The sequence below is a fragment of the Pengzhenrongella sicca genome (genome assembly GCF_017569225.1).
GTDB classification, from domain to species: Bacteria; Actinomycetota; Actinomycetes; order Actinomycetales; family Cellulomonadaceae; genus Pengzhenrongella; species Pengzhenrongella sicca.
This window is the reverse complement of the sequence record NZ_CP071868.1, coordinates 1,583,239-1,609,504: the sequence shown is the minus strand read 5'-3', so window position 1 is coordinate 1,609,504 and position 26,266 is coordinate 1,583,239. Positions and strand designations below refer to the sequence as shown.

Sequence of the window (26,266 nt, the reverse complement as noted above, 5' to 3'; positions counted from 1 at the left end):
CTGCGCAGCACGTAGGTTGGGCGCCGTGGAACCACTGTCCCCCGTGCTCGCCCTGCCGCGCTCGGTGCTCCTCGCGCTGTGGCTGCAGCAGGTGGAGGCCGGGGCCGCCCCGCTGCGCCGCGCGGTGCGCGCGATCCAGGGCGACGACGAGCCGCACGCCGTCCTCGCCGCCGATCTGCCCGCCGAGCTGTCCGCCGACCCCGGCGCCGAACCGCCCGGCGACGACCTGGCCGAGCTGCTGGCGGCGTGGGCGGCCGGCCCGCACGAGTCCGCCGCGCTGCTGCCAGCCCCCGGCGACCTCGCCGGGGTGCCCGCCGCGGTCGCGACGGCCGCCCTTGCCGCGCGCGAGTGCGTGCTGGTCCAAACGCCCGGCGGCTCGTTCGCGGCCGTGCCCGACGTCGTGCGGTTCGGCAGCGCGTACGAGCCCGGTCACCTCGTCACCTGGTCGGTCCAGCGCGTCCCCGACTGGCGCGTGCAGCTGTTGGGCACGGTCGGCTCGCTCGCCGACTCCGAGCGGGCCCTGCGCGGCGCGCTGAGGTCGGCCACGGAGGCGCTCGCGTCGCTCGACGTCGCGCGCTGGCGCCCCGACGCCGCCGAGGCGATCGCCGCGCTGCGCTCCGAGGCGGACCCCGACTGGCCGGTGCCGCCGGACCTCGACGCGCGCCGGCTCCGCGTCCTGGTGGCAGCGGCGCGGCTGCGGGCGATCGTGGCGCTCGCGACGGCCGACGACGGCGGCGCGGTCAACCTGTGGCAGGCCGACCAGCGTTCGACCGCGCTGCGCGAGGTCGACCGGGCCGCGCGGCACGCGATGAGCGCCGCCACGATCGCGCTGCACGCCTGACGCAGGGGCGATCGCGCCCGACTGGGGCGGTGGAAGGGGCGGCTGCGGTGGGCGGGTCCTCAGGCCAGGATGCGGGCGTAGAGGTCGAGCGTGCGGTCGGCGATCGAGTCCCACGCGAAGTGGTCCTCGACGCGTCGGCGGGACGCCTCGCCCATGGCCGCCGCGCGCGCCGGGTCGCTGACGAGCTCGGTGAGCGACGCCGCGAGGTCGGCGACGAACTTCTCGGGCTCGAGCGGGGTGCCCGTGCCGTCCTGCGCCTGGGCGATCGGCACGAGCAGGCCGGTGACGCCGTCGTCGACCACCTCCGGGATGCCGCCGGTCGCGGTCGCGACGACGGGCAGCCCGACGGCCATGGCCTCGAGGTTGACGATGCCGAGGGGCTCGTAGATCGAGGGGCAGGCGAACACGGTCGCGCTCGCGAGGACCGCGACCAGGTCGGGGCGGGGAAGCATCTGCGAGATCCAGACGACGCCGTCCCGCTTCGTCGCGAGGTCCTCGACGAGCCCGCGCACCTCGGCCTCGATCTCGGGCGTGTCGGGCGCGCCGGCGCACAGGATGACCTGGACCCCCGCGGGTAGCAGCTCGGCGGCCCGCAGGAAGTAGGGCAGGCCCTTCTGCCGGGTGATCCGGCCGACGAACACGACCGCGGGCCGGTCCGGGTCGATCCCCAGGGCGCGGACGACGGCGTCGGCGTCGGCGACCGCGGCACCGGTGGGCCGCTGCCAGCCCGCCAGGTCGATGCCGTTGTGCACCACATGCACCTTGGCCGGGTCCACCCGCGGGTAGACCCGCAGGATGTCCGCGCGCATCCCGGCGCTGACCGCGATGATTCCGGCGGCCCCCTCGTACGCCGTCTGCTCGGCCCAGCCGGACAGCGCGTAGCCGCCGCCGAGCTGCTCGGCCTTCCACGGCCGCAGCGGCTCGAGGCTGTGCGCGGACAGCACGTGCGGGATCCCGTGCAGAAGCCCGGCGAGATGACCGGCGAGGTTGGCGTACCAGGTGTGCGAGTGCACGAGGTCGGCGCCCGCGACGTCGTTCGCCATCGCGAGGTCGACCCCGAAGGTGCCGAGCACCTTGTTCGCGGCCGCGAGGTCGCTCGGGATGTCGTAGCCGGTGACCCCCGGCGGCGCGGTCGCGTCCCGCGGGCCGTCGAAGCAGCGGACCCGCACCTCGATGCTGCGCCGCAGCACCGCGGACAGCTCCGCGACGTGCACGCCGGCGCCGCCGTAGACGTAGGGAGGGTATTCACGGGTCAGGAGGTCGACTCTCACACCGCCACGCTAGCGCGAGGATTGGCCCGCCGTCTCACACCTTTGGCCGCCGCCCTGTGGCCGCCACCGGGTGCGCCGCGGCGACGGCCGCGCAGACACCGCGCGGACACGCCGACGCACAAAGTGGCAGGCGCGGTGGCAGGAGTGCGACTCACGGGCCTAGGGTCGTGCCATGGCAACGCCGCGCGTCCTCGCAATCGTCCTCGCTGGCGGGGAGGGTAAGCGGCTGATGCCGCTCACTTCCCACCGGGCCAAGCCCGCGGTGCCGTTTGGTGGGATCTATCGGCTCGTCGACTTCGCCCTGTCGAACGTCATCAACTCGGGCTACCTGCAGGTCATCGTCCTCACGCAGTACAAGTCCCACAGCCTCGACCGCCACATCGCGAAGACGTGGCGGATGTCGGCGCTGCTGGGCAACTACGTGGCCCCGGTCCCCGCGCAGCAGCGCGTCGGCAAGCACTGGTACCTCGGCAGCGCCGACGCGATCTTCCAGTGCCTGAACATCATCGACGACGAGCGCCCCGACATCGTCGTCGTGGTCGGCGCCGACCACGTCTACCGCATGGACTTCTCCCAGATGGTCGACGCGCACATCGCCTCGGGCGCCGAACTGACGGTCGCGGCGATCCGCCAGCCGATCGCCATGTCGACCGAGTTCGGGGTGATCGAGACCGACCCGTCCGACCCGACGCGCATCTCGGCCTTCCGCGAGAAGCCGACCGACCCGGTGCCCGTCGCGGACTCCCCCGGCGAGATCCTCGCGTCCATGGGCAACTACGTCGCGAACGCGGATGCGCTCGTCGCGGCCGTCACCGCCGACGCGGAGAACGCCGACTCGCGCCACGACATGGGCGGCGACCTCGTGCCGGCGTTCGTCGAGCGCGGCGCCGCGGGCGTGTACGACTTCATCCGCAACGACGTGCCCGGCTCGACCGACCGCGACCGCGACTACTGGCGCGACGTCGGCACGCTCGACTCCTACTTCGACGCGAACCGGGACCTCATCTCGATCGAGCCCGTCTTCAACGTCTACAACTACAAGTGGCCGCTGCACACCGGGTACACCGGGCTGCCGCCCGCCAAGTTCGTGCACGCCGGCCCGGACCGCATCGGTTACGCCGCCGACTCGCTCGTCTCGCCCGGCGTGATCGTCTCCGGCGCCGGCGTCTCCGGCTCGGTGCTGTCCCCGGGCGTCTACCTGCACTCGTGGTCGGCGGTGTCCGACAGCGTCCTGATGGACGGCGTCAAGGTGCACCGGCACGCCCAGGTGCACCGCGCGATCCTCGACAAGAACGTCATCGTTCCCGAGCGCGCGCGGATCGGCCTCGACCGTCAGCACGACCTGGACCGCGGCTTCACCGTGACCGACTCCGGCATCACCGTCGTCCCCAAGGGCACGGTCGTCGAGATCTGAGCCGTCCAGGGCTCACTCGGCGAGATCTGAGCCACCCGGGCAGGACGGGCACCGCCGCCGGTACCCTGCTCGGGTGATCTCACCTGGCCCGGCCGCCGCACCCGCTCCTCGTCGGCGCCTGGTCGTGATGGACGTCGACTCGACGCTCATCACCTGCGAGGTCATCGAGCTGCTGGCCGGCCACGCCGGTTCCCGGGACCAGGTCGCGGCCATCACCGACCGGGCGATGCACGGCGAGATCGACTTCGCCACGTCGCTGCACGAGCGGGTCGCGACGCTGGCGGGCCTGCCCGTCGAGGTGTTCGCGCAGGTGCAGCGCGAGATCACGCTCACCCCCGGCGCAACCGAGCTCGTCGCCGAGCTGACCCGCCGCGGCTGGCCGGTCGGCCTGGTGTCCGGCGGGTTCGCCGAGATCGTCGAGCCGCTCGCCGCATCGCTCGGCATCGCGCACGTGCGCGCCAACCACCTCGAGGTGGCCGACGGGCGCCTCACCGGGCGGGTCGCCGGCGCCGTCGTCGACCGGCTCGCGAAGGAGACCGCGCTGCGCGACTTCGCGCGGGCCGAGGATGTGGCCATGGCCGACACGATCGCGATCGGCGACGGCGCGAACGACCTCGCGATGCTCGGCGCGGCCGGCTTCAGCGTCGCGTTCAACGCCAAGCCGGTCGTGCGCGCCGGCGCGCACGTGGCGCTCGACGGGCGGCTTGACGCCGTGCTGGACCTGCTCGAGCCCTGACCCCTACCCGGTCGGGGCCACGACCGCGACCAGGCGCGCGCTGCGCCGCGCGAGCTCGGCCCAGGTCCCGGCGAGCTCGAGCACCGCGTAGGTCGCGGTGGAGACGCCGGTCTCGACGTGCATCGTCGCGTCCTCGTCCGACTGCTCCGAGGCGAGCGCGACGGCGACCGCCGAGATCGTCGGTTCGTGCCCGACGACGAGCACCGTGCGCACCCGCTCGTCGACCTCGCGCACCTGCGCGAGGACCTCCGCGACGCCGGCCTCGTACAGCGAGTCCAGGACCACGAGCTCGGACTCGACGTCGCCGAGCCCGATCCGGACCAGCTCCCAGGTCTGGCGCGCCCGCACCGCCGACGAGCAGAGCACGAGCTCGGGGATCAGGTCGGCGGCCGCGAGCGACGCCCCGACCCGTGTCGACTGCCGCCGGCCCGCGAGCGCGAGCGGGCGCAGCTCGTCGGCCTCGCGGCCGCCCGACTCCGCCTTGGCGTGGCGCAGCAGCACGAGCCGCCGGATCCGGTCCTTGGGTGCGCTCACCTACTCAGGCTCCCATCGCGTGCACGCCGCCGTCGACATGCACCATCTCCCCGGTCGTCGCCGGGAACCAGTCGGACAGCAGGGCGGCCACGGTCTTGGCGGTCGGCACCGGGTCGTTGACGTCCCAGCCGAGCGGCGCGCGCTCGGGCCAGCCCTGCTCGAGCTGCGAGACGCCCGGGATCGACTTGGCGGCGGTGGTACGGATCGGTCCGGCCGAGACGAGGTTCACCCGGATGCCAGCGGGGCCGAGGTCCCGCGCGAGGTAGCGGGACGTCGCCTCGAGCGCGGCCTTCGTGACGCCCATCCAGTCGTAGACCGGCCAGGCGAAGCGCCCATCGAACGTGAGCCCGACGATCGAGGACCCGACGGTCAGCATCGGCTTCGCCGCCATCGCGAGCGACTTGAGCGAGAATGCGGACACCTCGATCGCGGTCGCGACGTCCTTCCACTCCCCCGCGAGGAAGTTGCCGCCCATGATCGACTGCGGCGCGAAAGCGATCGAGTGCACGACGCCGTCCAGGTGGTCGGTGTGCTCCGCGACCCGCCCGGCGAGCGCCTCGAGGTCCTCGGCCGACGTCACGTCAAGCTGAATGACCGGCGCGGGGGCCGGCAGGCGCCGCGCGATGACCTCGGTGAGGCGGAACTGGCGGCCGAAGGACGACAGCACGACGTCGGCGCCCTGCTCCTGTGCGAGGCGAGCCACGTGGAACGCGATCGACCCTTCGGTGAGTACTCCGGTGACCAGCAGCTTCTTGCCCTCGAGCAGACCCATGAGAGATGACTTTCGTTCGGAACGGATGAAGGAGGCGTTGGTTGGAGCCGATGTGCGCGCGCGGGACCCGCGTCAGTGCCCCATGCCGAGCCCGCCGTCGACGGGGACGACGGCGCCGCTGATGTACGCGGCGTCGGCCGACGCGAGGAACTGCACGACGCCCGCGACCTCGTCGGCCTGGGCGAACCGGCCCGCGGGGATCGCGGCCAGGTACGCCGCCTGCCGCTCGGCGGGCAGCGCGGCCGTCATCGCGGTGTCGACGAAGCCGGGCGCGACGACGTTCGCCGTGATGCCCCGCCCGCCGAGCTCGCGCGTGACCGACCGGGCCATGCCGACGAGGGCCGACTTGGACGCGGCGTAGTTCACCTGGCCGGCGGAGCCGTAGAGGCCCACGACGGAGGAGATGAAGACGATCCGGCCCCGGCGGAGGCGGATCATGCCCTTGGAGGCGCGCCGCACGCAGCGGAACGAGCCCGTCAGGTTCACATCGAGCACCTGCTCGAAGTCCTCGTCGGTCATCCGCATCAGGAGCTGGTCGCGGGTGATCCCGGCGTTGGCCACGAGCACCTCGACGGGGCTGTGCGCGGCCTCGATCGCCGTGAACGCGGCATCGACCGACGCGCTGTCCCGGACGTCACCGATGACGCCGAGGACCCCAGCAGGGAGCTCACCCGACCGGTAGATGGTCGCGACCTTGTCCCCTGCGGCGACGAACCGCTCGGCGATCGCACGGCCGATTCCCCGGTTCGCGCCGGTCACCAGCACGCTGCGCGGCTCGGTGCTGGCTGGTGCAAACGTGCGGGGTTCGCTCACGCGTCGTCCTCTTTCTGTGCGCCCATCGCGGGCCGTGGCGGGCGTGGCCCGCGTTGACGTGGACTGACGCTATCCGACCAGCCCGCCGGGTGGCGGGTAGGCGCCGGACATGAACGCGCGCGCCGTTTTGTCGTAAGCCGATAACCGGCCAGCGCGTCGGCCGGTCCGGACCTAAACTCGGCTGGTGCGCAAGCCCCCGCCCGCGACCGGCGAGGTGCACCGGATCACGACCGCCCCGGAGCCCCTCGCCGACGACGTCGCGCGCCGCACCCGCCGCTACCTCGCCCAGATGGGGCTGCGGCTCGTCTGCTTCCTCGCCGGCGTCCTGACCTGGGGGGTCGTGCCCGGGTGGGTCTCCGTGATCTTCCTGGTGGGCGCCGTCGTGCTGCCGTACATCGCGGTGATCCTCGCCAACGCCGGCCGCGAGCGCCGCGACGAGCCGACCTCGCTCGTGACCCCGCGCGAGCTCGGCTCGGCCGCCGAACCGCCGGTCGACGGCGGCCGGGGAGAATGGGCGCCATGACCGAGTCCACTGACACCCCGCCCGACCTCGCCCGCTCCGCCACGCCCGACGCCACTCCCGATTCCGTCGGCGAGCTCGTGTGCAGCGCGCGCGGCTGCCGCGCCGAGGCGACCTGGGGCCTGCTCTGGAACAACCCGACGCTGCACACCCCCAGCCGGCGCAAGGTGTGGCTGGCGTGCGACGCGCACCGCGAGCACCTCGAGCAGTACCTCGGTGCCCGGAGCTTCCTGCGCGGGACGGTGCCGGTGCGCGAGCTCGACGTGCTCACCGACGAGCCGCCCGCCGGTGGGACGCCGGCTCGGTGACGCGGACGACGCGGTGACAGCGGCCTCAGCGGCCACGAGGGCGACGCGATGACGGCCCCGGCCGGGGCGGCCGTCCGGCGCACCCTCGGGCTGGTCGCGCTCGCGATCGCGCTGGCGGTCGTGTGCGGCCTGCTGGGCCGCTGGCAGTGGCAGCGGCATGTCGCGCGGGACGCGGTGATCGCCGGGATCGAGGCGAGCTACGACGCGACCCCGGTCCCCCTCGACGAGCTGCTCGCCGGGCCCGACGCCGCGCTGGCCGGCGGCGACGTGTGGCGTCCCGTCACGGTCGTCGGCCACTACGACACCGCGCACACGGCGCTGCTGCGCAACCGCCCGGTCACCGACCGGGCCGGGTTCCACGCCCTCGTCCCGTTCGTGCCCGACGGGGCGCCGAGCGGCACCGTCCTCGTCGTCGACCGCGGGTGGGTGCCGACCGGCGAGGCCGACCGCCCGGATTCCGTCCCCGCGCCGCCGACGGGCACCGTCGAGATCACGGTCCGGCTGCGGGCCGACGAGCCCGCGTCGAGCCGCGACGCCCCGGCCGGTCAGGTCCAGGCGATCTCGGTCGACCAGGTGCTCGCGGCGGGCGGCCTCGACCCCGACCGGGTCGACGCGTACGCGGCGTACGGCGCGCTGGCGGCCGAGGATCCGTCCGCCGCCGACTCGATCGGGGCGCTCCCCAAGCCCAGCACCGACCCCGGGTCGCACCTGTCGTACGCGTTCCAGTGGTGGGTCTTCGCGCTCGGGTCGCTCATCGGGTTCTCGCGGCTCGCCTGGGTCGAGTGGCACGAGCCTGACGGCGCGCCGGGCGCCCGCCGCCCGGCCGACGCCCGTCGCAGGCACGGCCCGAGCGCCGAGGACGAGGAGGACGCGCTCATCGACGCACAGCTGCGCTGAGCGCCCGCTGGGGGCCGTCAGGCCAGCGAGATGAGGTCCGCGTAGTCCGGGCCCCAGAGGTCCTCGACGCCGTCGGGCAGCAGCACGACGCGCTCGGGGTTGAGCGCCTCGACGGCGCCCTCGTCGTGCGAGACGAGCACCACGGCGCCCTCGTAGTTGCGCAGCGCGGCGAGGATCTCGGCGCGACTGGCGGGGTCGAGGTTGTTCGTGGGCTCGTCCAGCAGCAGCACGTTGGCCCCCGAGACGACGATCGCGGCGAGCGCGAGGCGGGTCTTCTCCCCGCCGGACAGGACCCGCACGGGCTTGTCGGCGTCGTCGCCCGAGAACAGGAACGACCCGAGCACGGACCGCACCTGGGTGTCGGTGAGCTCGGGCGCGGCCGAGCGCAGGTTCTGCACGACCGTGCGGGTGGTGTCGAGGGTCTCGTGCTCCTGCGCGTAGTACCCCAGCTTGAGCCCGTGCCCGGCGCGGACCTCGCCCGTGTCGGGGGCGTCGACGCCGGCGAGCATCCGCAGCAGCGTCGTCTTGCCGGCGCCGTTGAGGCCGACGATCACGACGCGGCTGCCGCGGTCGATCGCCAGGCTGACGTCGGTGAACACCTCGAGCGAGCCGTACGTCCGGCTCAGTCCCGACGCGGTCAGCGGCGTCTTGCCGCACGGCGCGGGGCTCGGGAACCGGATCCGCGCGACCTTGTCGGACGCGCGGACGTCCTCGAGCGCCGACAGCATCTTCTCGGCGCGCCGGGCCATGTTCTGCGCCGCGACGGCCTTGGTGGCCTTGGCGCGCATCTTGTCCGCCTGCAGCAGCAGGACCGTGGCCTTCTTCTCCGTGTTCGCGCGCTCGCGCTTGCGCCGCTTCTCGTCCGTCTCGCGCTGGAGCAGGTACGCGTCCCAGCGCAGGTTGTACTGGTCGAGCTCGCCGCGGTTGCCGTCCAGGTGGAACACCTTGTTGACCACCGCGCGCAGGAGGTCGTTGTCGTGGCTGATCACGATGAAGCCGCCCGAGTAGGCGCGCAGGTAGTCGCGCAGCCACACGATCGAGTCGGCGTCGAGGTGGTTGGTCGGCTCGTCGAGCAGGAGGGTCTCGACGCCGGAAAAGAGGATGCGCGCGAGCTCGACCCGGCGCCGCTGCCCGCCCGAGAGCGTGCCACAGGTCTGGCTGAGCACGCGCTCGTCCAGGCCGAGGTTCGAGGCGATCGTGCTGGCCTCGGACTCGGCCGCGTAGCCGCCCGCCGTGGTGAACCGGGCCTCGAGCCGCGCGTACCGCTCCATCGCCGCGTCCTGGACGTCCGGATCGGGATCGGCCATCGCGACCTCGGTCTCGCGCATGCCGCGCACGATCTCGTCGAGGCCGCGGGCCGAGAGCACCCGGTCCATCGCGAGCGTCGTGTGGTCGCCCGTGCGCGAGTCCTGCGGCAGGTACCCGACCTCGCCGCTGCGGGTGATCTGTCCGGCGGACGGCTGGCTCTGCCCCGCGAGGGCCTTCGTCAGGGTCGTCTTGCCGGCGCCGTTCCGGCCGACCAGCCCGATGCGGTCCCCCGCGGCGATCCGGAAGCTGGCCGCCTCGAGCAGAACGTTGGCGCCGAAGCGCAACTCGACGGCATGGGCTGTGATCACTGAGGATTCCTTCGAAAACGGTCCGCGAGCGTTGGACGCGGACACAAACGCGCACAAGTCTACGTGGGACTAGCGTGGCAACCTGCCGCCAGACCTCCGCCGGAGACCGGCAGGACCCCAGGGAGCCCGATGTCGACCGTGCCCGAGAACGATCCCGCCGCCGCCCTGGGCCGCGCTGACGCCGCGCCCGCGGCCCGCACCCGCACGAGCGCCGACGTCGCGCTCGTTGCGACCTTCGCGGCGTTCGTCGCGGTCTGCGCGCTGCTGCCCGCGATCGTCGTCGGCGGGCTCTCCGTGCCGATCACGCTCCAGACGTTCGGGGTCATGCTCGCGGGCGTCGTGCTGGGGCCGCGGCGCGGTGCGCTCGCCGTCGGGTTGTACCTCGCGGTCGGGTTCGCGGGCCTGCCGGTCTTCGCGGAGGGCACGGGCGGGCTGGCCGTCATCGCCAAGCCGTCGTTCGGCTACCTCATCTCGTTCCCGCTCGCCGCCGCCCTCGCGGGCTACCTCGCCTCGTTCGCGCTGCGCGTGCGGCCGGCCCGCCGGCCTCTCGTGTTCTTCGCCGCCGCGATGGCGGGCAGCCTGCTCGTGACCTACCCCCCGGGCATCGCCGTGCTGGGCTGGCGCATGGGCCTCGGCCCCGGCGAGGCCATCGCGTTCGGCGCGACGTTCCTGCCGGGCGACGTGATCAAGAACGTGCTCGTCGCCGTGGTCGCGGCCGCGGTCTTCCGGGCCTTCCCGGACATGCTGCGCCAGCGCCGCTGACGTTCGCCGCGCCGTGATCGAGTTCGAGTCCGTAGCCGTCGTCGCCGAGGGCTCCCCCGGCGCCCCCGACGTGACGATCCTGGCCGGCGTCGAGCTCCGGCTCCCCGAGCGCCGGGTCGCCGTGATCGGCGCGAACGGCTCCGGCAAGTCGACGCTCGCGCGCCTGGTGAACGGCCTCGTGCTGCCGACCTCGGGCCGGGTGCTCGTGGACGGGCTCGACACCGCCCGCCATGGCGCCGCCGTCCGCCGCCGGGTCGGCTTCGTCTTCACAGACCCGGATGCGCAGCTCGTCATGCCGACCCCGCGCGAGGACGTCGCGCTGTCGTTGCGCCGGCTCGAGCCGGACGCCGCGACCCGGGCCGAGCGCGTCGTCGGCGTGCTCGATCGGTTCGGCCTCGCGAGGCTCGTGGACGTCAGCGTGCACGCGCTGTCCGGCGGCCAGAAGCAGCTGCTCGCGCTGGCCGGCGTGCTCGCGACCGAGCCCGCCGTCCTCGTGTGCGACGAGCCCACGACCCTGCTCGACCTGCGCTGGCGCCGGGTCGTCGACGAGCTGCTGGCCTCGCTCGACCAGCAGGTGCTGCTCGTGACGCACGACCTCGAGGCCGCCGGGCGCGCGGATCGGGTGCTCGTCGTCGACGGCGGCCGGGTCGTGGTCGACGGCGCGGGGCCCGCCGCCGTCGAGGCGTACCGGTCGCGGATGGCGATCAGATGAGTCGCGTCCGCGCCCGCTCCCCCTGGACCGGCCCGCTCGGCCTGTACCGGCCGGGCACGACCGCAGTGCACCGGGCCCCCGTCGCGGCCAAGCTGACGGCGCTGACGCTGTTCGGGCTCGCCGTCGTGCTGCTGCGCGGGCCGGGATCGTCGCTCGTGCTGCTCGGAGTGGCCGTCGCCGCGGCCGTCGCGGCCCGCGTGCCGGCGCGCGCGACGCTTCGCGGCCTCGCGCCGGTGCTCGTGACGGCAGCGGGGCTCGTGGCCTACCAGTGGTGGCAGCGCGGTCCGGCCGTCGCCATCGAGGTCGGCGCCGACCTCGTGACCCTCGTCGTCGCCGCGGGCGTGGTCACCGCGACCACGCCGGCGGACCGCATGCTCGACGCCCTCGAACGCGCCGCGCGGCCGCTCGCGCGCGTCGGACTGCGGCCCGAGATCTTCGCGCTCTCGGTCGCGCTCATGCTGCGCACGATCCCGGCGCTCGTGGAGACCGGGCTCGAGGTGCGCGACGCCGCCCGCGCGCGCGGGCTCGAGCGGAACCCGCGGGCGCTGCTCGTCCCGGCAGCGGTCCGCACCGTCGCGCGGGCGCGCGCCACCGGGGAGGGCCTCGCGGCGCGCGGCCTCGGCGAGTAGGCCGGCCGAGCCCGCGCCGTCTAGCCTTCGTCCATGACCTTCTCCACCGGTGGGAGGTTCGAGGGCGGCCGCGTCCGGACGCAGCGCGGCGGCCGGAAGACCGCGGTCGGGGGCGGGGTCGTCGGCCTCGTCGTCCTGCTCGCGGCGGTCTTCTTCAACGTCGACCTGTCGGGTGTCGCCGAGGACGGCGGGCGGGACGGGCAGCGGCGAGACGGTCTCGACCGTCGGCGACTGCACGGCGGAGCAGGCGAACACGGACCGGGAGTGCCGGCTGTCGGCGACGGCCCAGTCGCTCGACGCCTACTGGACGGCGGCCCTCCCGGCGGTCGGAACCCAGTACGCGCAGCCGGGGGTCGTGAGCTTCGAGGACGCGACGGCGACGGCGTGCGGGGACGCGACGAGCGGGACCGGGCCGTTCTACTGCCCGCCCGACCAGACCGTGTACCTCGACCTCGGCTTCTACGACGACCTGCAGACCCGGTTCGGGGCGTCGGGCGGGCGACTCGTCGAGGAGTACGTGCTGGCGCACGAGTTCGGCCACCACATCCAGCAGCTCACTGGTGTGATGGATGGGGCCGACCGAACCGGCACCGGGCCTGCGTCGGACTCCGTGCGCATCGAGCTGATGGCGGACTGCCTCGCCGGGATGTGGACCGGGCACGCCGCGACGACGGTCGACCCCGACACCGGCGTGACCTTCCTCCAGCCCATCACCGCGGCCGAGCTCGCGGACGCGCTCTCGGCCGCGTCCGCCGTCGGCGACGACCGGATCCAGGAGAGCTCGACGGGATCGGTCAACCCCGAGGCGTGGACGCACGGCTCGAGCGAGCAGCGCCAGCGCTGGTTCACCGCCGGCTACGAGGGTGCGACGTTCGCAGCCTGCAACGCGCTCGAGGCCGCCGCGCTGTGACGGGGCTCGCGCTCTGAGGGGCTCGCGCTCTGCCGGGCCTCAAGCGCGGGCGCTCGCGGCGACGGGAGCCGCCGCGAGCAGCGCGGCCTCGGCTTCCGAGCCGGCCGGCACAGGGCAGTCGAACCGGGCCGTACCGGCATGCAGGGTGACGACGCGGACCCCCGCGTACCGGTCGTGGTCCCGCACCGTGACGTCGTCGAGGCCTGCGAGGGGCACGACGAGGCGCGCGAGCGAGTGGACCGGTCGGCTGCCGCGGACGAACCAGCCCCGCCGGCCCAGCACCTGGAGCTCGGCCGCGTCCGCGCAGACCAGCGCGCCCTGCAGGGTCATCGGGTGCGCCACGTGCAGCGCCCGAGTCAGCGCGCCGCCCCGTGGTGTGCGCACCGAGCGGCCGTGCGCGGCGAGCAGGCGGACGGCCGGCTCGGCACGGAGCAGCTCGCGGTACTGCGAGACGAGGTCGACGTCGCGCTCCCCGAGCGCGTCGCGGGACAACGCCCGCACCGGGGCGGCGGCGGAGTAGTCCTGAACGGCGGAGTAGTCCTGAACGGCAGCGTCGTCCTGAATCGCAGCGTCGCCGTGGATCGCAGCGTCGCCGTGGAACAACGCGAGCGGGCTGCCCGCCAGGGCCGCACGGCGCAGCTCGCGCAGCGTGCGCACGAGCGTCCCCACGACCGCGCTCGCCGACCCGTTGTAGCGGATCTCGAGCGCCGGCGCGGCCCGCAGGTGCAGGACCAGGCGGCCGTCGAGCAGGTCCGTGCTGTCCGCGATCGCGGCGATCTGGCCGTACTCGACTGCCGTCTCGGCGTACCCGCCCGGCCGGCGGCTCAGCACCGTCAGCCGCGTCGGGCCGGCCGCGAGGATGTGGTCGTACAGGTCCATGTCCGGGGTCGCGTCCCGGCGCGTGATGTTGCGCGGCACCTTGAGCACGAGCCGGTGCGCCGCGAGGTCGAGGCCGTGGTCGCGGTAGAGCCGCGGGACCTCGTCGTCGGTGCGGATCTGATCGATCCAGGGGCCAAAGGCGTCGAACTCCGCGCTGCTCACGCCGAGAACCTAGCCCGCCCGGCTGGGTGCGCTCACCCGTTCGCGCGTCAGATGTTGAATCCGAGCGCGCGCATCTGCTCGCGGCCGTCGGGGGTGATCTTCTCCGGGCCCCACGGCGGCATCCAGACCCAGTTGATCCGAAACCCGTCGACGAGGCCGTCGAGGCTCGTCGCAGCCTGGTCCTCGATGACGTCCGTCAGCGGGCAGGCCGCCGACGTGAGCGTCATGTCGATGACGGCGTGGTTGTTCTGGTCGAGCGTCAGGCCGTAGACGAGGCCGAGGTCGACGATGTTGATCCCGAGCTCAGGGTCGATGACGTCCTTGAGGGCCTCCTCGAGGTCGGCGACGTTCGGGGGGGTCGCGCCCGCGGGCGTGGTGATGGTCATGTCAGCTCCTTTGCGCTCTGGGGGGACGGGGCAGGGTCGGGTACCGGCGCTGGGGCGGGCTGGCCGACGCCGGAGCGGATCACCGCATCGTGCAGCGCGGCCCAGCCGAGCAGCGCGCACTTGATCCGGGCCGGGTACTTCGCGACGCCGGTGAACGCGGTGGCGTCGCCGAGGGCGTCCTCCTGCTCGGGGTCCAGGCCCGCTCCGCGCGAGTGCATGAGCAGCCGGAACGTCTCGGCGATCTCGTCGACCTCGGTGAGCTCGACCCCGGTGACCAGGTCGGTGAGGACCGAGACGGACGCCTGCGAGATGCTGCAGCCCTGGCCGTCCCAGTGCACCGCGCGCAGCACCGGGGCGCCGCCCTCGGCGGAGGTGTCGATGTCAACGCGCAGCGTGACCTCGTCGCCGCACGTCGGGTTGACCTGGTGCGACTCGCCGCGCAGCCGACCGGCGATGGTCGCGCCGTCGAGGGTCGCGCCGTCGAGGGCTGCGTCGTCGAGGCCGCGCCCGTGCGGGTCCCGCGCATGGTCGAGGATCACCTGCTGGTAGAGCTGTTCCATCGAGTTCGTCACGCGGTCGCGCCTCCATCCGTCTGTCCGAAGAACGCTCGGACCCGGGCCAGTGCTTCCCGGAAGACCTCGATCTCCTCGGGCGTCGTGTACACCGACGCCGAGGCGCGGGCCGTGGCCGCGACCCCGAACCGGCGGTGCAGCGGCTGCGCGCAGTGGTGCCCGACGCGGACGGCGACGCCCGCGTCGTCGAGCACCTGCCCGACGTCGTGCGCGTGCACGCCGTCGACGACGAACGACACGGTCGCGAGCCGGTCCGCGGCGTCGAGCGGGCCGAGCACCCGCACGCCGGGCACCGACGCGACGGCGTCGAGCAGCGCGCGCGTGAGCACCCGCTCGTGCGCGGCGACCGCGGTCATACCGAGCTCGGCCAGGTAGCTCGCGGCCGCGCCCATGCCGACCGCTTGCGCGACCATCTGGGTGCCAGCCTCGAAGCGCATCGGCGGCGGCGCGTAGGTCGTGGTCGCCATCGTCACGACCTCGACCATCGAGCCGCCGGTGGTGACCGGCGGCAGCGCCTCGAGCAGCTCGCGCCGCCCGTACAGGGCGCCGACGCCGGTCGGACCGAGCATCTTGTGCCCCGAGAACGCGGCGAAGTCTACGCCGAGCGCGCGCAGGTCGACGGGCAGGTGCGGGACGCTCTGGCAGGCGTCGAGCACCGTGAGCGCACCGACCTCGCGGGCCCGCGCGACGAACGGCGCGACGTCGGTCACGGCGCCGGTCACGTTGGACGCGTGGGTGAAGGCCAGGACGCGCGTCCGGTCCGTGACGACCGTTGCGAGGTCGTCCGTCCGCAGCCGGCCGTCGTCATGCACGCCGATCCAGCGCAGCACGGCGCCCGTGCGGGCCGCGAGCTCCTGCCACGGCACAAGGTTCGCGTGGTGCTCGGCCTCGGTGACGACGATCTCGTCGCCGGGGGCCAGGGCGAACCGCCGCGCCGCCGCGCCGCCGCGACCCGCGGTCGCGTTGCCGAGCGCGTAAGCGACCAGGTTGATCCCGGCGGTCGCGTTCGTCGTCCACACGAGCTCGCCCGGGCCCACCCCCACGAACGACGCGACCTGCGCGCGCGCCTGCTCGAAGGCCTCGGTGGCCTCCTCCGCGAGCTGGTGCGCGCCGCGGTGCACTGCGGCGTTGCGCTGGATGTAGAAGTCCTGCTCGGCGTCGATCACGACGTCGGGCTTCTGGGACGTCGCGCCCGAGTCGAGGTAGACCAGCGGTTTCCCGTCCCGCAGCGTGCGCGCCAGGAGCGGGAAGTCAGCCCGCACGGCCGCGAGCTCGGCTGGGCTGAGCTGCGACCGTCCCGGCGCGGGTGCGGTGTCGAGAGAGGCCGTCATGGTGATGTCCGTTCGCTCCTCAGACCGTGGCGCCGGCGTCGGCGCCGTCCGGCAGGAACCGGTCGTAGCCCTCGTTCTCCAGGCGGTCGGCGAGCTCGGGCCCACCCTGCTCCGCGATCCGGCCGTCGACGAACACGTGCACGAAGTCGGGCGTGATGTACCGCAGGATCCGGGTGTAGTGCGTGATGAGCAGGACGCCGACGCTGCCGTCGGCGCGCACGCGGTTGACGCCCTCGGACACGACGCGCAGGGCGTCGACGTCGAGGCCGGAGTCGGTCTCGTCGAGGATCGCGAACTTCGGGTGCAGCAGCTCCATCTGGAGGATCTCGTGGCGCTTCTTCTCCCCGCCCGAGAAGCCCTCGTTGACGGAGCGCTCGGCGAACGCCGGGTCCATCCGCAGCGCGTCCATCGCGGTGCGCATGCCCTTGACCCAGGTGCGCAGCGGCGGCGCGGTGCCGTCGATCGCGGTCTTGGCGGTGCGCAGGAAGTTCGAGACGCTCACGCCGGGCACCTCGACCGGGTACTGCATCGCGAGGAACATCCCGGCCCGGGCCCGCTCGTCCACGGACATCGCGAGCACGTCGGCGCCGTCGAGCAGCACGGTGCCCGAGGTGATCTGGTACTTCGGGTGCCCCGCGAGCGAGTACGCGAGGGTCGACTTGCCTGAGCCGTTCGGGCCCATGATGGCGTGCGTCTCGCCGCTGGCTACGGTCAGGTCGACGCCCCGCAGGATGGGCTTGAGGCCCTCCTTGGTGATGACGCTCACGTGCAGGTCGTGGATCTCCAGCGTGGACATTCAGTTCTCCTTGCTGATCAGGTGGGGGGCGTCGACGTCGACGAGGATGCGCTCGCCGTCGACAGTCACGGGGTACACGGGCACGGGCCGGGTGGCCGGCAGTCCCGTCGGTGCGCCGGTGCGCAGGTCGAAGCTCGAGCCGTGCAGCCAGCACTCGATCGTCGAGCCCTCGACCTCGCCGTCCGAGAGCGAGACCGCACCGTGCGAGCAGACGTCCGAGATGGCGTGCAGTACGCCATCCTCGGCGCGCACGAGCGCGACGTCGACCGTGCCGGTCGCCGACTCGAGCTCGACCCGGAGCGTGCCCGCGACGGGCACATCCTGCGCGAGGCAGGCGAGCTGTGCGCTCATGCGGAGGCCACCGCGGTGAGCGGCGCGTCGGCCGAGGCGGTCGGCGCGATCTCGCTCATGCTGCGCTCGAGCTCGAGCTCGATCGACGCGATCAGCCGGTCCTCGATCCCAGGCACGCCGATCTGGTGCACGACGTCCGCGAAGAAGCCGCGGACGACGAGGCGGCGGGCGTCGACCTCGGGGATGCCGCGCGAGCGCAGGTAGAACAGCTGCTCGTCGTCGAACCTGCCGGTCGCGGACGCGTGGCCCGCGCCCTCGATCAGGCCGGTCTCGATCTCGAGGTTCGGGACCGAGTCGGCGCGGGCGCCGTCCGAGAGCACGAGGTTGCGGTTGAGCTCGTACGTGTCGGTGCCCTCGGCCTCCTTGCGGATCAGCACGTCGCCGACCCACACGGTGTGCGCGCCCTCGCCCTGCAGCGCGCCCTTGTACGTCACGCGCGAGCGGCAGGCCGGCACCGCGTGGTCGACGAACAGGCGCTGCTCCTGGTGCTGGCCCGCGTCCGCGAAGTACAGACCCAGCATCTCGAGCTCGCCGCCCTCGCCGGTGAACTCGGCGTCCGGCGTCATCCGCACGACGTCGCCGCCGAGCGTCACGACGACGTGCTTGACCCGCGCGTCGCGGCCGAGGCGGATCCGGTGCGACGAGGTGTGCACCGCGCCCTCGGACCAGTCCTGCACGGACACGAGCGTCAGGTGCGCGCCGTCGTCGACGACGATCTCGACCGTCTCGGTGAGCGTCGCGTCGCCGACGTGGTCGAGCACGACGACGGCCTCGGACAGCGCCTGCGCGTGCACGAGCAGGTGCGTGGCGGTGGCCTCGCGGGCGGCGCCCTCGACCCCCTCGACGCGGATCGACGTCACGGCCGAGGCGACCGCCTGGGCCGGCACGGTGACGATGGTGGCACGCGGGAACGAGGCCCATGCGGCGGCCGCCGCGCGGTCGCCGGGCCGGCCGGCGAGGCCGAGCCGCGCGTCGTCGCGGTCGACGATCTCGACGGTCACCTCGGGCGCCTCGACGACGGTCGTCAGCACGCTGTGCCCCGTGAGGTCCGCGGCGAACAGCGGCGCGATCCGGTCGATCGGGGTGAAGCGCCACTCCTCCTCGCGGCCGGTGGGCAGCGGGAAGTCGGCGAGGTCGAACGACGTCTTCCGCTCCGCGCGCGAGCCTTGCGGAGTCCCGCCGGTGCCGTGGCTGTGCGCGCTGTCCGCGACCGCCCGGCTGTGGTCGGTCGACAGGCCCGCGGGCAGGCTCGGGTCGGTCGCGGACTCGGCGAAGGTGCTCTGGTCGTTCGTGGTGGTGCTCGACATCAGCCGACGGACCCTTCCATCTGAAGCTCGATAAGGCGGTTGAGCTCGAGCGCGTACTCCATCGGCAGCTCGCGCGCGATGGGCTCGATGAATCCGCGCACGATCATCGCCATGGCCTCGGTCTCCTTCATGCCGCGCGACATGAGGTAGAACAGCTGGTCCTCGCTCACCCGCGAGACGGTGGCCTCGTGACCCATCGAGACGTCGTCCTCGCGGACGTCGACGTAGGGGTACGTGTCCGAGCGGGAGATCTGGTCCACGAGCAGCGCGTCGCACAGCACGTTGGACATCGAGCCCTCCGCGCCCTCGAGCACCTGCACGAGGCCGCGGTAGGACGTGCGACCGCCGCCGCGGGCGACGGACTTCGACACGATCGAGCTCGACGTGTGCGGGGCCGCGTGCACCATCTTGGCGCCCGCGTCCTGGTGCTGGCCCTCGCCGGCGAAGGCGATCGACAGCGTCTCGCCACGCGCGTGCTCGCCCATGAGGTAGATCGCCGGGTACTTCATCGTGACCTTCGAGCCGATGTTGCCGTCGACCCACTCCATGGTCGCGCCCTCGGCCGCCGTGGCCCGCTTGGTCACGAGGTTGTAGACGTTGTTCGACCAGTTTTGGATCGTCGTGTACCGGACCCGGGCGTTCTTCTTCACGATGATCTCGACGACCGCGGAGTGCAGCGAGTCGCTCGTGTAGACCGGCGCGGTGCAGCCCTCGACGTAGTGCACGTAGGAGCCCTCGTCGGCGATGATCAGCGTGCGCTCGAACTGGCCCATGTTCTCGGTGTTGATCCGGAAGTAGGCCTGCAGCGGGATCTCGACGTGCACGCCCGGCGGGACGTAGACGAACGAGCCGCCCGACCACACCGCGCTGTTGAGCGCCGCGAACTTGTTGTCGCCAGGCGGGATGATCGAGCCGAAGTACTGCTCGAAGATCTCGGGGTGCTCGCGCAGGCCGGTGTCGGTGTCGGTGAAGATGACGCCCTGCGCCTCGAGGTCCTCGCGGATCTGGTGGTAGACGACCTCGGACTCGTACTGCGCGGTCACGCCGCCGACGAGCCGCTGCTTCTCGGCCTCGGGGATGCCGAGCCGGTCGTACGTCGTCTTGATGTCGTCCGGCAGGTCGTCCCAGGTCGTCGCCTGCTTCTCGGTCGACCGGACGAAGTACTTGATGTTGTCGAAGTTGATGCCCGACAGATCCGCGCCGAAGGTCGGCATGGGCTTCTTGTCGAACAGCCGCAGGGACTTCAGGCGGAGCTTGAGCATCCACTCGGGCTCGCCCTTGAGGGCGGAGATGTTGCGCACGACCTCCTCGTCGACGCCGCGCCGCGCGAGGCGGCCCGCCTCGTCGGAGTCGTGCCAGCCGTAGTCGTACGAGCCGATCGAGGCGATCGCCTCGTCCTGAGTCATCGGGACAGCGGGCGTACCAACTGCATCCGACTGTCCTGCGCCTGACTCGGCGACGTCAGCTGCCTGGGTGGGAGCGCTCATGTCGTCCTTCCTTCCACTGTCGAACCGGTCGTCGGGATGTTGGTCGTGCAGACGTGCCCACCGCTCGCAAGCGTCGACAGTCGTTGGACATGGACGCCGAGCAGGCGCGAGAACGCCTGGGTCTCGGCTTCGCAGAGCTGCGGGAACTCGGCGGCGATCTGCTGCACCGGGCAGTGCCCCTGGCACAGCTGGACGGCGGCCATGCCCGGGACGGTGCGCGTGCTCGCGGCGTAGCCGTCGGTCGCGAGCAGGCGCGCGAGCGCGTCCGCCCGGCCGCCGACGTCGGCGCCCGCGGCGTCCATCCCCGCGGCGTACCGCGCCTCGAGGGTGCCGGCGCGCGTGAGAGCGAAGCCCTCGAGCGCGTGCGGCCCGGCGGCCTCGGCGAGGTAGCGCAGCGCCTGGGCCGCGAGCTCCGAGTAGGTGTTGGACAGCGCCGCCTGGCCGTGGGCCGTGACGACGTACCGCCGCGCCGGCCGCCCGCGCCGCGCGGGGCCGAGGCCGGTGCCCTCGTGCACGGCAATCTGCCCGTCGCTCTCGAGCACGCCGAGGTGGCGGCGGATCCCGGCGGCCGTCAGGTGCAACGAGCCCGCGAGCTGCGCGACTGCGACGGGACCCGCCGAGGCGACGAGCTGGAGCACGCGCTGTCGGGTCGTCGCCTCAGCCGCCTCGTTCGGGCCCGGCGTCGGCCGGTCCAGCGGGCGCACAGTCATGTTCATCGTCACCTCCGCGGAAGAGTCGGGCACCGATCGGGCTCACCCGCGCATGCGGGTCGCGGCCGGTCGGTCGCCGTTGATATTGCCAACATCCTTGTTGCTAAATTCGATACCCGCAACCAAGGGTGCCCTCACTGCCGCCGCCGAGACCTAGACTCCGCTCGTGCCGAACCCCCCTGCCGTCGCGATCTCCGGGCTGGTCAAGCGGTACGGCGGACGGTCGGTCGTCGACGGCCTCGACCTCGTGGCGGCGCGCGGCCAGATCACGGCGGTCCTCGGGCCGAACGGCGCCGGCAAGACGACGACGATCGAATGCTGCGAGGGCCTGCGCGAGCCGGACGCGGGCACGGTCCGGATCCTCGGGCTCGACCCGCGCCGGGACGGCGCGGCCCTGCGCCCGCGCGTCGGGGTGATGCTGCAGGACGGCGGGCTCCCCTCGGGCGCCCGCGCACTCGAGGTGCTGCGGCACGTCGCCGCGATGTACGCCCGGCCGCGCGACGTGGCCGAGCTGAGCGAACGGCTCGGCCTGGCGTCGTTCGCGGGCACCGCCGTCCGCCGGCTCTCCGGCGGGCAGCGTCAACGCCTCGCCCTCGCGGCCGCGCTCGTGGGGCGCCCCGACGTCGTGTTCCTTGACGAGCCGAGCTCGGGCCTCGACCCGCAGTCCCGCCGGGCGGTGTGGGACCTCGTCCGCGAGCTGCGCGCCGACGGCGTCGGCGTCGTGCTCTCGACCCACGTGATGGCCGAGGCGGAGGACCTCGCGGACCACGTGGTCGTCGTCGACCACGGCGCGGTGATCGCGCAGGGCACGGTCGCCGCGCTGGTCGCTGCCGACGGCGATCGCACGGTGCGCTTCCTCGCCCGGCCCGGGCTCGACGCCGTCGACCTCGCCCGCGTGCTGACCGCCGCCGGCCCGCCCGACCGCGCGCCCGCCGGGGTTCTCGAGGCCGAGCCGGGCGCGTACGTCGTCACGGGCGCCGTCGACCCCGCGGTGATCGCCCGCCTGACCGCCTGGTGCGCCGAGCGCGACGTGCTGGTGCAGGCCCTGACGGTCGGCCGGCGGACCCTCGAGGACGTCTTCCTCGAGCTGACCGGACGGAGCCTGCGATGAGCACGGAGCCTGCGATGAGCCCGACCCCGCCGACGACCCCCGCGCCGCGCGCCGAGGGACGAGCCGGTGGCGCCGCGCCCGCGTGGCGCCGCGTGGCGGCCCAAGGCGCCTTCGAGGCGCGGCTGGTGCTGCGCAACGGCGAGCAGCTGCTGGTCATCCTGATCCTGCCGGCGCTGCTCCTGGTGACGCTCGCGCGGACGTCGCTCGTCGAGATCGAGCTCGCCGGCGGCACCCGGATCGACGCGGTCGTGCCCGGCATCCTGACGCTCGCCGTGATGTCCACCGCCTTCACGTCGCAGGCCATCGCGACCAGCTTCGACCGGCGCAACGGGGTGCTCCGCCTCCTGGCCACGACGCCACTCGGGCGCGGCGGGCTGCTCGCGGGCAAGGTCCTCGCCGTGCTGGCGGTGGAGGCCGTCCAGGTGGTGCTGCTCGGCGGGGTCGCGCTCGCCCTCGGCTGGTCCCCGCCTGCGTCGGGGCTCGCGCCGGCCCTGCTCGCGATCGGGCTCGGCACGGCCGCATTCACCGCGTTCGCCCTGCTGCTCGCGGGCGTGCTGCGCGCCGAGGCCGTGCTCGCCGTCGCCAACCTCGTGCTGGTCCTGCTCGCCGTCGGCGGCGGCGCGCTCATCCCGGCCGACCAGCTGCCGGGGGCGCTCGCCGACCTCGCGCCGCTGCTGCCGTCGGGCGCGCTCGGGGTTGCGCTGCGCGGCGCGCTGCACGACGGCGCGCTCCCGCTCGGCGCGACCCTCGTGCTCGCCGCCTGGACCGCCGCACTCGGCGGGGCGGCCGGCCGGCTGTTCCGGTGGAGCTGAGGTCTAGCCCGTTTGAGGCCGCGACCGGCTGAGGCCGCGACCGGCTGAGCGACCGGGCGGGGGCCGCTAGCCTGAGCGCGTGCGAAGCAGCCCCACGACCCCCGCCAGCGACCCCGCCACGAGCCAGGACGCCGGTCCCCCGCCAGCGCCGGGCGTGGCGGGTCGCGGGGCGGCGGGACGGCTCGCCCGCGCAGCCACCCGGTGGTCTCGACCGCTCCTCGTCGCCAACCTCGTGGCCCAGATGGCCCTTGTCGTGACGGGCGGCGCCGTCCGGCTGACCGGTTCGGGGCTCGGCTGCTCCACGTGGCCGCAGTGCGAGCCGGGCTCGTTCACGCCCGCCCTGCACGAGGCGACCTCCATCCATCCGTTCATCGAGTTCGGCAACCGGACGCTCACCGGCGTGCTGGGCATCATCGTCATCGCCGTCGCGCTCGCCGTGTGCACCGACCGCAGCCGTGCCCGCGGCTACCGCGCGTTCGGCGTCGTCCCGCTGGTCGGGGTGGTGCTGCAGGCCGTCGTCGGCGGGATGAGCGTGCTGCTCGACCTGAACCCCGCGGTCGTCGGCGTCCACCTGCTGATCTCGATGTCGCTGGTCGCGGCGTCGGCCGTGCTGCTGTACCGCCACGGTGAGGGCGACGGCCCGGTGCGCTGGCTCGTGCCCGCGCGCGAGGTGTGGCTCGCGCGCGCGCTCGCGGGCGTCGCGGCGGTCGTGCTGGCGCTCGGCGTCGTCGTCACCGGCTCGGGGCCGCACGGCGGCGACGACGAGGTGGCGTTCCGCTTCGCCGTCGACCCGGTGCTCGTCGCCCGGGCGCACTCGCTCGCGGTGTGGGTGTTCGTCGCCCTGCTCGTGACGCTGCTCGTGGCCCTCGTGCGCGGGGGCGCCCCGCTGCGCGCTCGGCGCGCGGCCTACCTCCTGCTGGCGATCACGCTCGCGCAGGGCGCGATCGGGTACGCCCAGTACTTCACCGGCCTGCCGGAGGTGCTCGTCGGGCTGCACATGCTCGGCGCGGCGCTGCTGACGGCCTCGACCGCGCAGACGGTCATGACGTTGCGGCGTCGCTGACAGCCCGGACGGTAGCCGCACCATGGCCACGACCGGCGCGACCTCGCCCCGCATCCGCGCGTACGCGCCCCGCGACTGGGCCGCGTTGTACGACGTGTGCCTGCGCACGGGCGCCGACGGCGCGGACGCGAGCGGGCAGTACACCGACCCGCGCCTGCTCGGGTCGGTGTACGCCGGCCCCTACGTCGCGTTCGAGCCCGAGCTCGCGTTCGTGCTCGACGACGGCGAGCGGGTCCAGGGCTACGTGCTCGGCGCGCTCGACACCACGTCGTTCGAGCGCCGGTGCGAGCGCGAGTGGTGGCCCGCGCTGCGCGAGCGGTACCCGGCGGCGGCCTGGGCGCCCGGCAGCGCTGACGGCGAGGTGGTCGCGCTGCTGCACGACCCGCCGACGGCCGATCCGGCGGTCACCGCGCTGTACCCGTCGCACCTGCACATCGACCTCCTGCCCGCGGCCCAGGGCACCGGGTTCGGGCGTCGCCTGATCGAGACGTTCACGGCCGCCGCGCGCGCGGCCGGCTCCCCCGGGGTCCACCTCGTGGTCTCGCGGACCAACACGAACGCGGTCGGCTTCTACCGGCGGATGAGCTTCGTCGAGCTGGATGGCCCTGCTGAGCCCGGCGCCGGCGTGACGATGGGACTGCGGATCGGGTCGATTTCGGAATAGCCCTCGCGTCGTGTCGGTGGCCGGTCCTACCCTTTCCGGCATGGACTACGCGATCAGGGCACAGGGGTTGGTCAAGCGCTACGGGGCGGTCACCGCGCTCGACGGCGTCGACATCACGGTGCCGGTCGGCACCGTTCTCGGGCTGCTCGGGCCGAACGGCGCGGGCAAGACCACGGTCGTGCGCATCCTGTCGACGCTGCTTCGCCCGGACAGCGGCAGCGCCGAGGTCGCGGGCGTCGACGTGCTCGCCCAGCCGTCCGACGTGCGGCGCAAGATCGGCCTGTCCGGCCAGTACGCAGCCGTCGACGAGTACCTCACGGGGTACGAGAACCTCGACATGATCGGTCGGCTGTACCACCTCGGGCGCGCGGCGAGCCGGGTGCGCGCGCGCGAGCTGCTGGCCCAGTTCCGCCTCGAGGACGCGGCCGACCGGCCGGCGCGCACGTACTCGGGCGGCATGCGCCGGCGCCTCGACCTCGCGGGGGCGCTCGTGGCCGCACCGCCCGTGCTCTTCCTAGACGAGCCCACGACCGGGCTCGACCCGCGCGGCCGGACCGAGATGTGGGAGGTCATCCAGACGCTGGTCTCCGGCGGCACGACGCTGCTGCTCACGACGCAGTACCTCGAGGAGGCCGACCTCCTCGCGGACGAGATCGTCGTCATCGACCACGGCCGCATCATCGCGCAGGGCACCTCGGACGAGCTCAAGAGGCAGGTGGGCGGCGAGCGTCTCGATGTCACGGTCGCGGACGGCAGCCAGCTCGAACGGATGCGGGCGCTGCTCGAACCGCTCGGCACCGGTTCGGCGACGTTCGACGAACAGCGGCGCACGTTCCTGATCCCCGTGACGGGCGGCGTCGGGGTGTTGACCGAGGCGCTTCGCCAGCTCGACGCCGCAGGGATCGCGGTGGACGACATCGGCCTGCGTCGGCCGACGCTCGACGACGTCTTCCTCAGCCTCACCGGCCACGACACGGTCGAGGCACCCGTCCCGGGCGCCGCCGACGGCAGACGGCAGCGCCGAGAGAAGGAGTCGACCCGATGAGAGTCCCCTACGCGATCGCCGACGCGAACGTCGTCGCGAAGCGCAACATCATCAAGATCAAGCGCGTGCCCGACCTCCTGGTGTTCACGACCCTGTCGCCGATCATGTTCGTGCTGCTGTTCGCCTACGTGTTCGGGGGCGCGATCGCGATCGGCGGCGAGAGCGGCGGCGCGGCCTACCGGGAGTACCTCATCGCCGGCATCTTCGCGCAGACGGTCGTGTTCGGCGCGACGATCACCGGCGCCGGCCTCGCCGAGGACGTGAAGAAGGGCATCATCGACCGGTTCCGGTCCCTGCCGATGGCGCCGTCGGCGGTGCTCACCGGCCGCACGCTCTCGGACGTCGTGAACAACGTGATCGTGCTCATCGTGATGTCGCTGACCGGCCTGCTCGTCGGCTGGCGCATCCGGGGCTCGTTCCTCGAGGCGCTCGGCGGGTACGCGATCCTGCTCGTGTTCGCCTACGCCATCTCATGGGTGTTCGCCTGGGTGGGGATGCTCGTGCCGAGCCCCGAGGTCGTCAACAACGCGTCGTTCATCATCATCTTCCCGATCACGTTCGTCGCGAACACCTTCGTCCCGCTCGAGAGCCTGCCGTCGGCGTTGCAGACGTTCGCCGAGTGGAATCCGGTCTCGACCGTGACGCAGGCCGCGCGCGAGCTGTTCGGGAACATCCCGCCGGGCACGCCCGAGCCGACCGCCTGGCCGCTGGAGAACCCGGTGCTCTACACGCTGATCTGGTCGGTCGTGATCCTCGCGATCTTCATCCCGATCGCGAACGCGCAGTACCGGGTGTCGACGAGTCGCTGAGCCCGCTCAGTCACTGCTCCCCGAGGTCACCGCTCCCCGAGTCGCT

Annotated in this window: 30 protein-coding genes; 16 read left to right on the top strand and 14 right to left on the bottom strand. The window is 73.4% G+C overall.

Going from position 1 to position 26,266, the window contains the following annotated elements:
* The first annotated feature begins 25 nt into the window (after nt 1–25).
* Nucleotides 26–841, top strand: a complete 816-nt coding sequence (locus tag J4E96_RS07340) for a hypothetical protein (RefSeq protein WP_319637763.1) — start codon at nt 26–28, stop codon at nt 839–841.
* Nucleotides 842–900: 59 nt separating this feature from the next.
* Here the strand turns inward: J4E96_RS07340 and glgA are convergent, their stop codons facing one another.
* Complete coding sequence (glgA, locus tag J4E96_RS07335; protein ID WP_227425108.1) at nt 901–2,112, bottom strand: glycogen synthase; 1,212 nt, start codon at nt 2,110–2,112, stop codon at nt 901–903.
* A 172-nt stretch (nt 2,113–2,284) separates the two neighbouring features.
* Between glgA and J4E96_RS07330 the strand changes: the two genes are divergently transcribed.
* Nucleotides 2,285–3,526 carry a glucose-1-phosphate adenylyltransferase gene (locus J4E96_RS07330; protein WP_227425107.1) on the top strand — a complete coding sequence of 414 codons (1,242 nt, stop codon included), beginning with the start codon at nt 2,285–2,287 and terminating at the stop codon, nt 3,524–3,526.
* Between the two features lie 73 nt (nt 3,527–3,599).
* On the top strand, nt 3,600–4,262 hold the full coding sequence (gene serB, locus J4E96_RS07325) for a phosphoserine phosphatase SerB (protein ID WP_264466189.1): 663 nt from the start codon (nt 3,600–3,602) through the stop codon (nt 4,260–4,262).
* Nucleotides 4,263–4,265: 3 nt separating this feature from the next.
* On the opposite strand, the gene J4E96_RS07320 is transcribed toward serB, so the two are convergent.
* The 3 genes from J4E96_RS07320 to fabG form a co-directional block, all read right to left on the bottom strand.
* Nucleotides 4,266–4,796, bottom strand: coding sequence for a SixA phosphatase family protein (locus J4E96_RS07320; protein WP_227425106.1), 531 nt, complete (start codon nt 4,794–4,796; stop codon nt 4,266–4,268).
* 4 nt (nt 4,797–4,800) lie between these two features.
* Nucleotides 4,801–5,568, bottom strand: a complete 768-nt coding sequence (gene fabI, locus J4E96_RS07315; protein ID WP_227425105.1) for an enoyl-ACP reductase FabI — start codon at nt 5,566–5,568, stop codon at nt 4,801–4,803.
* Nucleotides 5,569–5,640: 72 nt separating this feature from the next.
* Nucleotides 5,641–6,381, bottom strand: coding sequence for a 3-oxoacyl-ACP reductase FabG (gene fabG / locus J4E96_RS07310; RefSeq protein ID WP_227425104.1), 741 nt, complete (start codon nt 6,379–6,381; stop codon nt 5,641–5,643).
* A 184-nt stretch (nt 6,382–6,565) separates the two neighbouring features.
* Between fabG and J4E96_RS07305 the strand changes: the two genes are divergently transcribed.
* Genes J4E96_RS07305 through J4E96_RS07295 form a run of 3 tightly spaced genes read left to right on the top strand, consistent with a single transcriptional unit; the run spans nt 6,566 to nt 8,106 of the window.
* On the top strand, nt 6,566–6,904 hold the full coding sequence (locus J4E96_RS07305) for a DUF3099 domain-containing protein (RefSeq protein WP_227425103.1): 339 nt from the start codon (nt 6,566–6,568) through the stop codon (nt 6,902–6,904).
* Nucleotides 6,901–7,209, top strand: coding sequence for a hypothetical protein (locus tag J4E96_RS07300; protein WP_227425102.1), 309 nt, complete (start codon nt 6,901–6,903; stop codon nt 7,207–7,209). Before J4E96_RS07305 ends, J4E96_RS07300 begins: the two co-directional genes overlap by 4 nt.
* Nucleotides 7,210–7,257: 48 nt before the next feature.
* Nucleotides 7,258–8,106, top strand: coding sequence for an SURF1 family cytochrome oxidase biogenesis protein (locus tag J4E96_RS07295; protein WP_227425101.1), 849 nt, complete (start codon nt 7,258–7,260; stop codon nt 8,104–8,106).
* Nucleotides 8,107–8,123: 17 nt separating this feature from the next.
* Here J4E96_RS07295 and abc-f read toward each other — a convergent pair whose 3' ends face one another.
* The gene (gene abc-f / locus J4E96_RS07290; RefSeq protein WP_227425100.1) at nt 8,124–9,722 is read right to left on the bottom strand and encodes a ribosomal protection-like ABC-F family protein; all 1,599 of its coding nucleotides are present in this window, start codon (nt 9,720–9,722) and stop codon (nt 8,124–8,126) included.
* 129 nt (nt 9,723–9,851) lie between these two features.
* Between abc-f and J4E96_RS07285 the strand changes: the two genes are divergently transcribed.
* The 4 genes from J4E96_RS07285 (at nt 9,852) to ypfJ (ending at nt 12,735) form a co-directional block, all read left to right on the top strand.
* Nucleotides 9,852–10,484: a biotin transporter BioY gene (locus tag J4E96_RS07285; RefSeq protein ID WP_227425099.1), complete on the top strand. Its 633-nt coding sequence runs from the start codon at nt 9,852–9,854 to the stop codon at nt 10,482–10,484.
* 13 nt (nt 10,485–10,497) lie between these two features.
* Nucleotides 10,498–11,196 (top strand): energy-coupling factor ABC transporter ATP-binding protein, encoded by a 699-nt coding sequence (locus tag J4E96_RS07280; protein WP_227425098.1) that lies wholly within the window; start codon nt 10,498–10,500, stop codon nt 11,194–11,196.
* Complete coding sequence (locus J4E96_RS07275) at nt 11,193–11,825, top strand: energy-coupling factor transporter transmembrane component T family protein (protein ID WP_227425097.1); 633 nt, start codon at nt 11,193–11,195, stop codon at nt 11,823–11,825. Before J4E96_RS07280 ends, J4E96_RS07275 begins: the two co-directional genes overlap by 4 nt.
* 172 nt (nt 11,826–11,997) lie before the next feature.
* Nucleotides 11,998–12,735 carry a KPN_02809 family neutral zinc metallopeptidase gene (gene ypfJ / locus J4E96_RS07270; RefSeq protein WP_319637761.1) on the top strand — a complete coding sequence of 246 codons (738 nt, stop codon included), beginning with the start codon at nt 11,998–12,000 and terminating at the stop codon, nt 12,733–12,735.
* Between the two features lie 39 nt (nt 12,736–12,774).
* Here ypfJ and J4E96_RS07265 read toward each other — a convergent pair whose 3' ends face one another.
* The 9 genes from J4E96_RS07265 to J4E96_RS07225 all read right to left on the bottom strand — a co-directional run bounded on the left by J4E96_RS07265 (nt 12,775) and on the right by J4E96_RS07225 (nt 20,722).
* A complete protein-coding gene (locus J4E96_RS07265) occupies nt 12,775–13,776 on the bottom strand; it encodes a hypothetical protein (RefSeq protein WP_227425096.1) in 1,002 nt (333 codons plus the stop codon).
* A gap of 47 nt (nt 13,777–13,823) precedes the next feature.
* Nucleotides 13,824–14,162 (bottom strand): metal-sulfur cluster assembly factor, encoded by a 339-nt coding sequence (locus J4E96_RS07260; protein ID WP_227425095.1) that lies wholly within the window; start codon nt 14,160–14,162, stop codon nt 13,824–13,826.
* Nucleotides 14,159–14,734 (bottom strand): Fe-S cluster assembly sulfur transfer protein SufU, encoded by a 576-nt coding sequence (gene sufU / locus J4E96_RS07255; RefSeq protein WP_227425094.1) that lies wholly within the window; start codon nt 14,732–14,734, stop codon nt 14,159–14,161. Before sufU ends, J4E96_RS07260 begins: the two co-directional genes overlap by 4 nt.
* Nucleotides 14,731–16,065, bottom strand: coding sequence for a SufS family cysteine desulfurase (locus tag J4E96_RS07250; protein WP_227425093.1), 1,335 nt, complete (start codon nt 16,063–16,065; stop codon nt 14,731–14,733). The genes sufU and J4E96_RS07250 overlap by 4 nt, the downstream gene beginning before the upstream one ends.
* Nucleotides 16,066–16,084: 19 nt before the next feature.
* The gene (gene sufC / locus J4E96_RS07245; protein ID WP_227425092.1) at nt 16,085–16,861 is read right to left on the bottom strand and encodes a Fe-S cluster assembly ATPase SufC; all 777 of its coding nucleotides are present in this window, start codon (nt 16,859–16,861) and stop codon (nt 16,085–16,087) included.
* Nucleotides 16,862–17,212 (bottom strand): non-heme iron oxygenase ferredoxin subunit, encoded by a 351-nt coding sequence (locus J4E96_RS07240; RefSeq protein ID WP_227425091.1) that lies wholly within the window; start codon nt 17,210–17,212, stop codon nt 16,862–16,864.
* Nucleotides 17,209–18,519, bottom strand: a complete 1,311-nt coding sequence (sufD, locus tag J4E96_RS07235) for a Fe-S cluster assembly protein SufD (protein WP_227425090.1) — start codon at nt 18,517–18,519, stop codon at nt 17,209–17,211. Before sufD ends, J4E96_RS07240 begins: the two co-directional genes overlap by 4 nt.
* Nucleotides 18,519–19,925, bottom strand: a complete 1,407-nt coding sequence (gene sufB, locus J4E96_RS07230) for a Fe-S cluster assembly protein SufB (protein ID WP_227425089.1) — start codon at nt 19,923–19,925, stop codon at nt 18,519–18,521. Before sufB ends, sufD begins: the two co-directional genes overlap by 1 nt.
* A 77-nt stretch (nt 19,926–20,002) precedes the next feature.
* Nucleotides 20,003–20,722, bottom strand: coding sequence for a helix-turn-helix transcriptional regulator (locus J4E96_RS07225; protein ID WP_227425088.1), 720 nt, complete (start codon nt 20,720–20,722; stop codon nt 20,003–20,005).
* A 160-nt stretch (nt 20,723–20,882) separates the two neighbouring features.
* Here J4E96_RS07225 and J4E96_RS07220 point away from each other — a divergent pair, with 160 nt between their 5' ends.
* From J4E96_RS07220 to J4E96_RS07195, 6 genes are all read left to right on the top strand, one after another.
* The gene (locus J4E96_RS07220) at nt 20,883–21,827 is read left to right on the top strand and encodes an ABC transporter ATP-binding protein (RefSeq protein WP_227425087.1); all 945 of its coding nucleotides are present in this window, start codon (nt 20,883–20,885) and stop codon (nt 21,825–21,827) included.
* Entirely contained in the window at nt 21,824–22,639 is an 816-nt protein-coding gene (locus J4E96_RS07215) for an ABC transporter permease (RefSeq protein ID WP_406620430.1), read from the top strand. The genes J4E96_RS07220 and J4E96_RS07215 overlap by 4 nt, the downstream gene beginning before the upstream one ends.
* A gap of 79 nt (nt 22,640–22,718) precedes the next feature.
* Nucleotides 22,719–23,702: a COX15/CtaA family protein gene (locus J4E96_RS07210; RefSeq protein WP_319637759.1), complete on the top strand. Its 984-nt coding sequence runs from the start codon at nt 22,719–22,721 to the stop codon at nt 23,700–23,702.
* A 22-nt stretch (nt 23,703–23,724) separates the two neighbouring features.
* The gene (locus J4E96_RS07205; protein WP_227425086.1) at nt 23,725–24,366 is read left to right on the top strand and encodes a GNAT family N-acetyltransferase; all 642 of its coding nucleotides are present in this window, start codon (nt 23,725–23,727) and stop codon (nt 24,364–24,366) included.
* A 40-nt stretch (nt 24,367–24,406) separates the two neighbouring features.
* A complete protein-coding gene (locus J4E96_RS07200; protein ID WP_227425085.1) occupies nt 24,407–25,411 on the top strand; it encodes an ATP-binding cassette domain-containing protein in 1,005 nt (334 codons plus the stop codon).
* Nucleotides 25,408–26,220: an ABC transporter permease gene (locus tag J4E96_RS07195; RefSeq protein ID WP_227425084.1), complete on the top strand. Its 813-nt coding sequence runs from the start codon at nt 25,408–25,410 to the stop codon at nt 26,218–26,220. The genes J4E96_RS07200 and J4E96_RS07195 overlap by 4 nt, the downstream gene beginning before the upstream one ends.
* Nucleotides 26,221–26,266: the final 46 nt, after the last annotated feature.

Excerpts from the sequence above, each read along its gene's own strand:
- J4E96_RS07330 (WP_227425107.1), top strand. The coding sequence starts at position 2,285 with ATGGCAACGCCGCGCGTCCTCGCAATCGTCCTCGCTGGCGGGGAGGGT.
- fabI (WP_227425105.1), bottom strand. The coding sequence starts at position 5,568 with ATGGGTCTGCTCGAGGGCAAGAAGCTGCTGGTCACCGGAGTACTCACC.
- J4E96_RS07300 (WP_227425102.1), top strand. The coding sequence starts at position 6,901 with ATGACCGAGTCCACTGACACCCCGCCCGACCTCGCCCGCTCCGCCACG.
- J4E96_RS07295 (WP_227425101.1), top strand. The coding sequence starts at position 7,258 with ATGACGGCCCCGGCCGGGGCGGCCGTCCGGCGCACCCTCGGGCTGGTC.
- J4E96_RS07285 (WP_227425099.1), top strand. The coding sequence starts at position 9,852 with ATGTCGACCGTGCCCGAGAACGATCCCGCCGCCGCCCTGGGCCGCGCT.
- J4E96_RS07275 (WP_227425097.1), top strand. The coding sequence starts at position 11,193 with ATGAGTCGCGTCCGCGCCCGCTCCCCCTGGACCGGCCCGCTCGGCCTG.
- J4E96_RS07260 (WP_227425095.1), bottom strand. The coding sequence starts at position 14,162 with ATGACCATCACCACGCCCGCGGGCGCGACCCCCCCGAACGTCGCCGAC.
- J4E96_RS07250 (WP_227425093.1), bottom strand. The coding sequence starts at position 16,065 with ATGACGGCCTCTCTCGACACCGCACCCGCGCCGGGACGGTCGCAGCTC.
- sufC (WP_227425092.1), bottom strand. The coding sequence starts at position 16,861 with ATGTCCACGCTGGAGATCCACGACCTGCACGTGAGCGTCATCACCAAG.
- J4E96_RS07240 (WP_227425091.1), bottom strand. The coding sequence starts at position 17,212 with ATGAGCGCACAGCTCGCCTGCCTCGCGCAGGATGTGCCCGTCGCGGGC.
- sufD (WP_227425090.1), bottom strand. The coding sequence starts at position 18,519 with ATGTCGAGCACCACCACGAACGACCAGAGCACCTTCGCCGAGTCCGCG.
- sufB (WP_227425089.1), bottom strand. The coding sequence starts at position 19,925 with ATGACTCAGGACGAGGCGATCGCCTCGATCGGCTCGTACGACTACGGC.
- J4E96_RS07225 (WP_227425088.1), bottom strand. The coding sequence starts at position 20,722 with ATGAACATGACTGTGCGCCCGCTGGACCGGCCGACGCCGGGCCCGAAC.
- J4E96_RS07215 (WP_406620430.1), top strand. The coding sequence starts at position 21,824 with ATGAGCACGGAGCCTGCGATGAGCCCGACCCCGCCGACGACCCCCGCG.
- J4E96_RS07205 (WP_227425086.1), top strand. The coding sequence starts at position 23,725 with ATGGCCACGACCGGCGCGACCTCGCCCCGCATCCGCGCGTACGCGCCC.
- J4E96_RS07200 (WP_227425085.1), top strand. The coding sequence starts at position 24,407 with ATGGACTACGCGATCAGGGCACAGGGGTTGGTCAAGCGCTACGGGGCG.
- J4E96_RS07195 (WP_227425084.1), top strand. The coding sequence starts at position 25,408 with ATGAGAGTCCCCTACGCGATCGCCGACGCGAACGTCGTCGCGAAGCGC.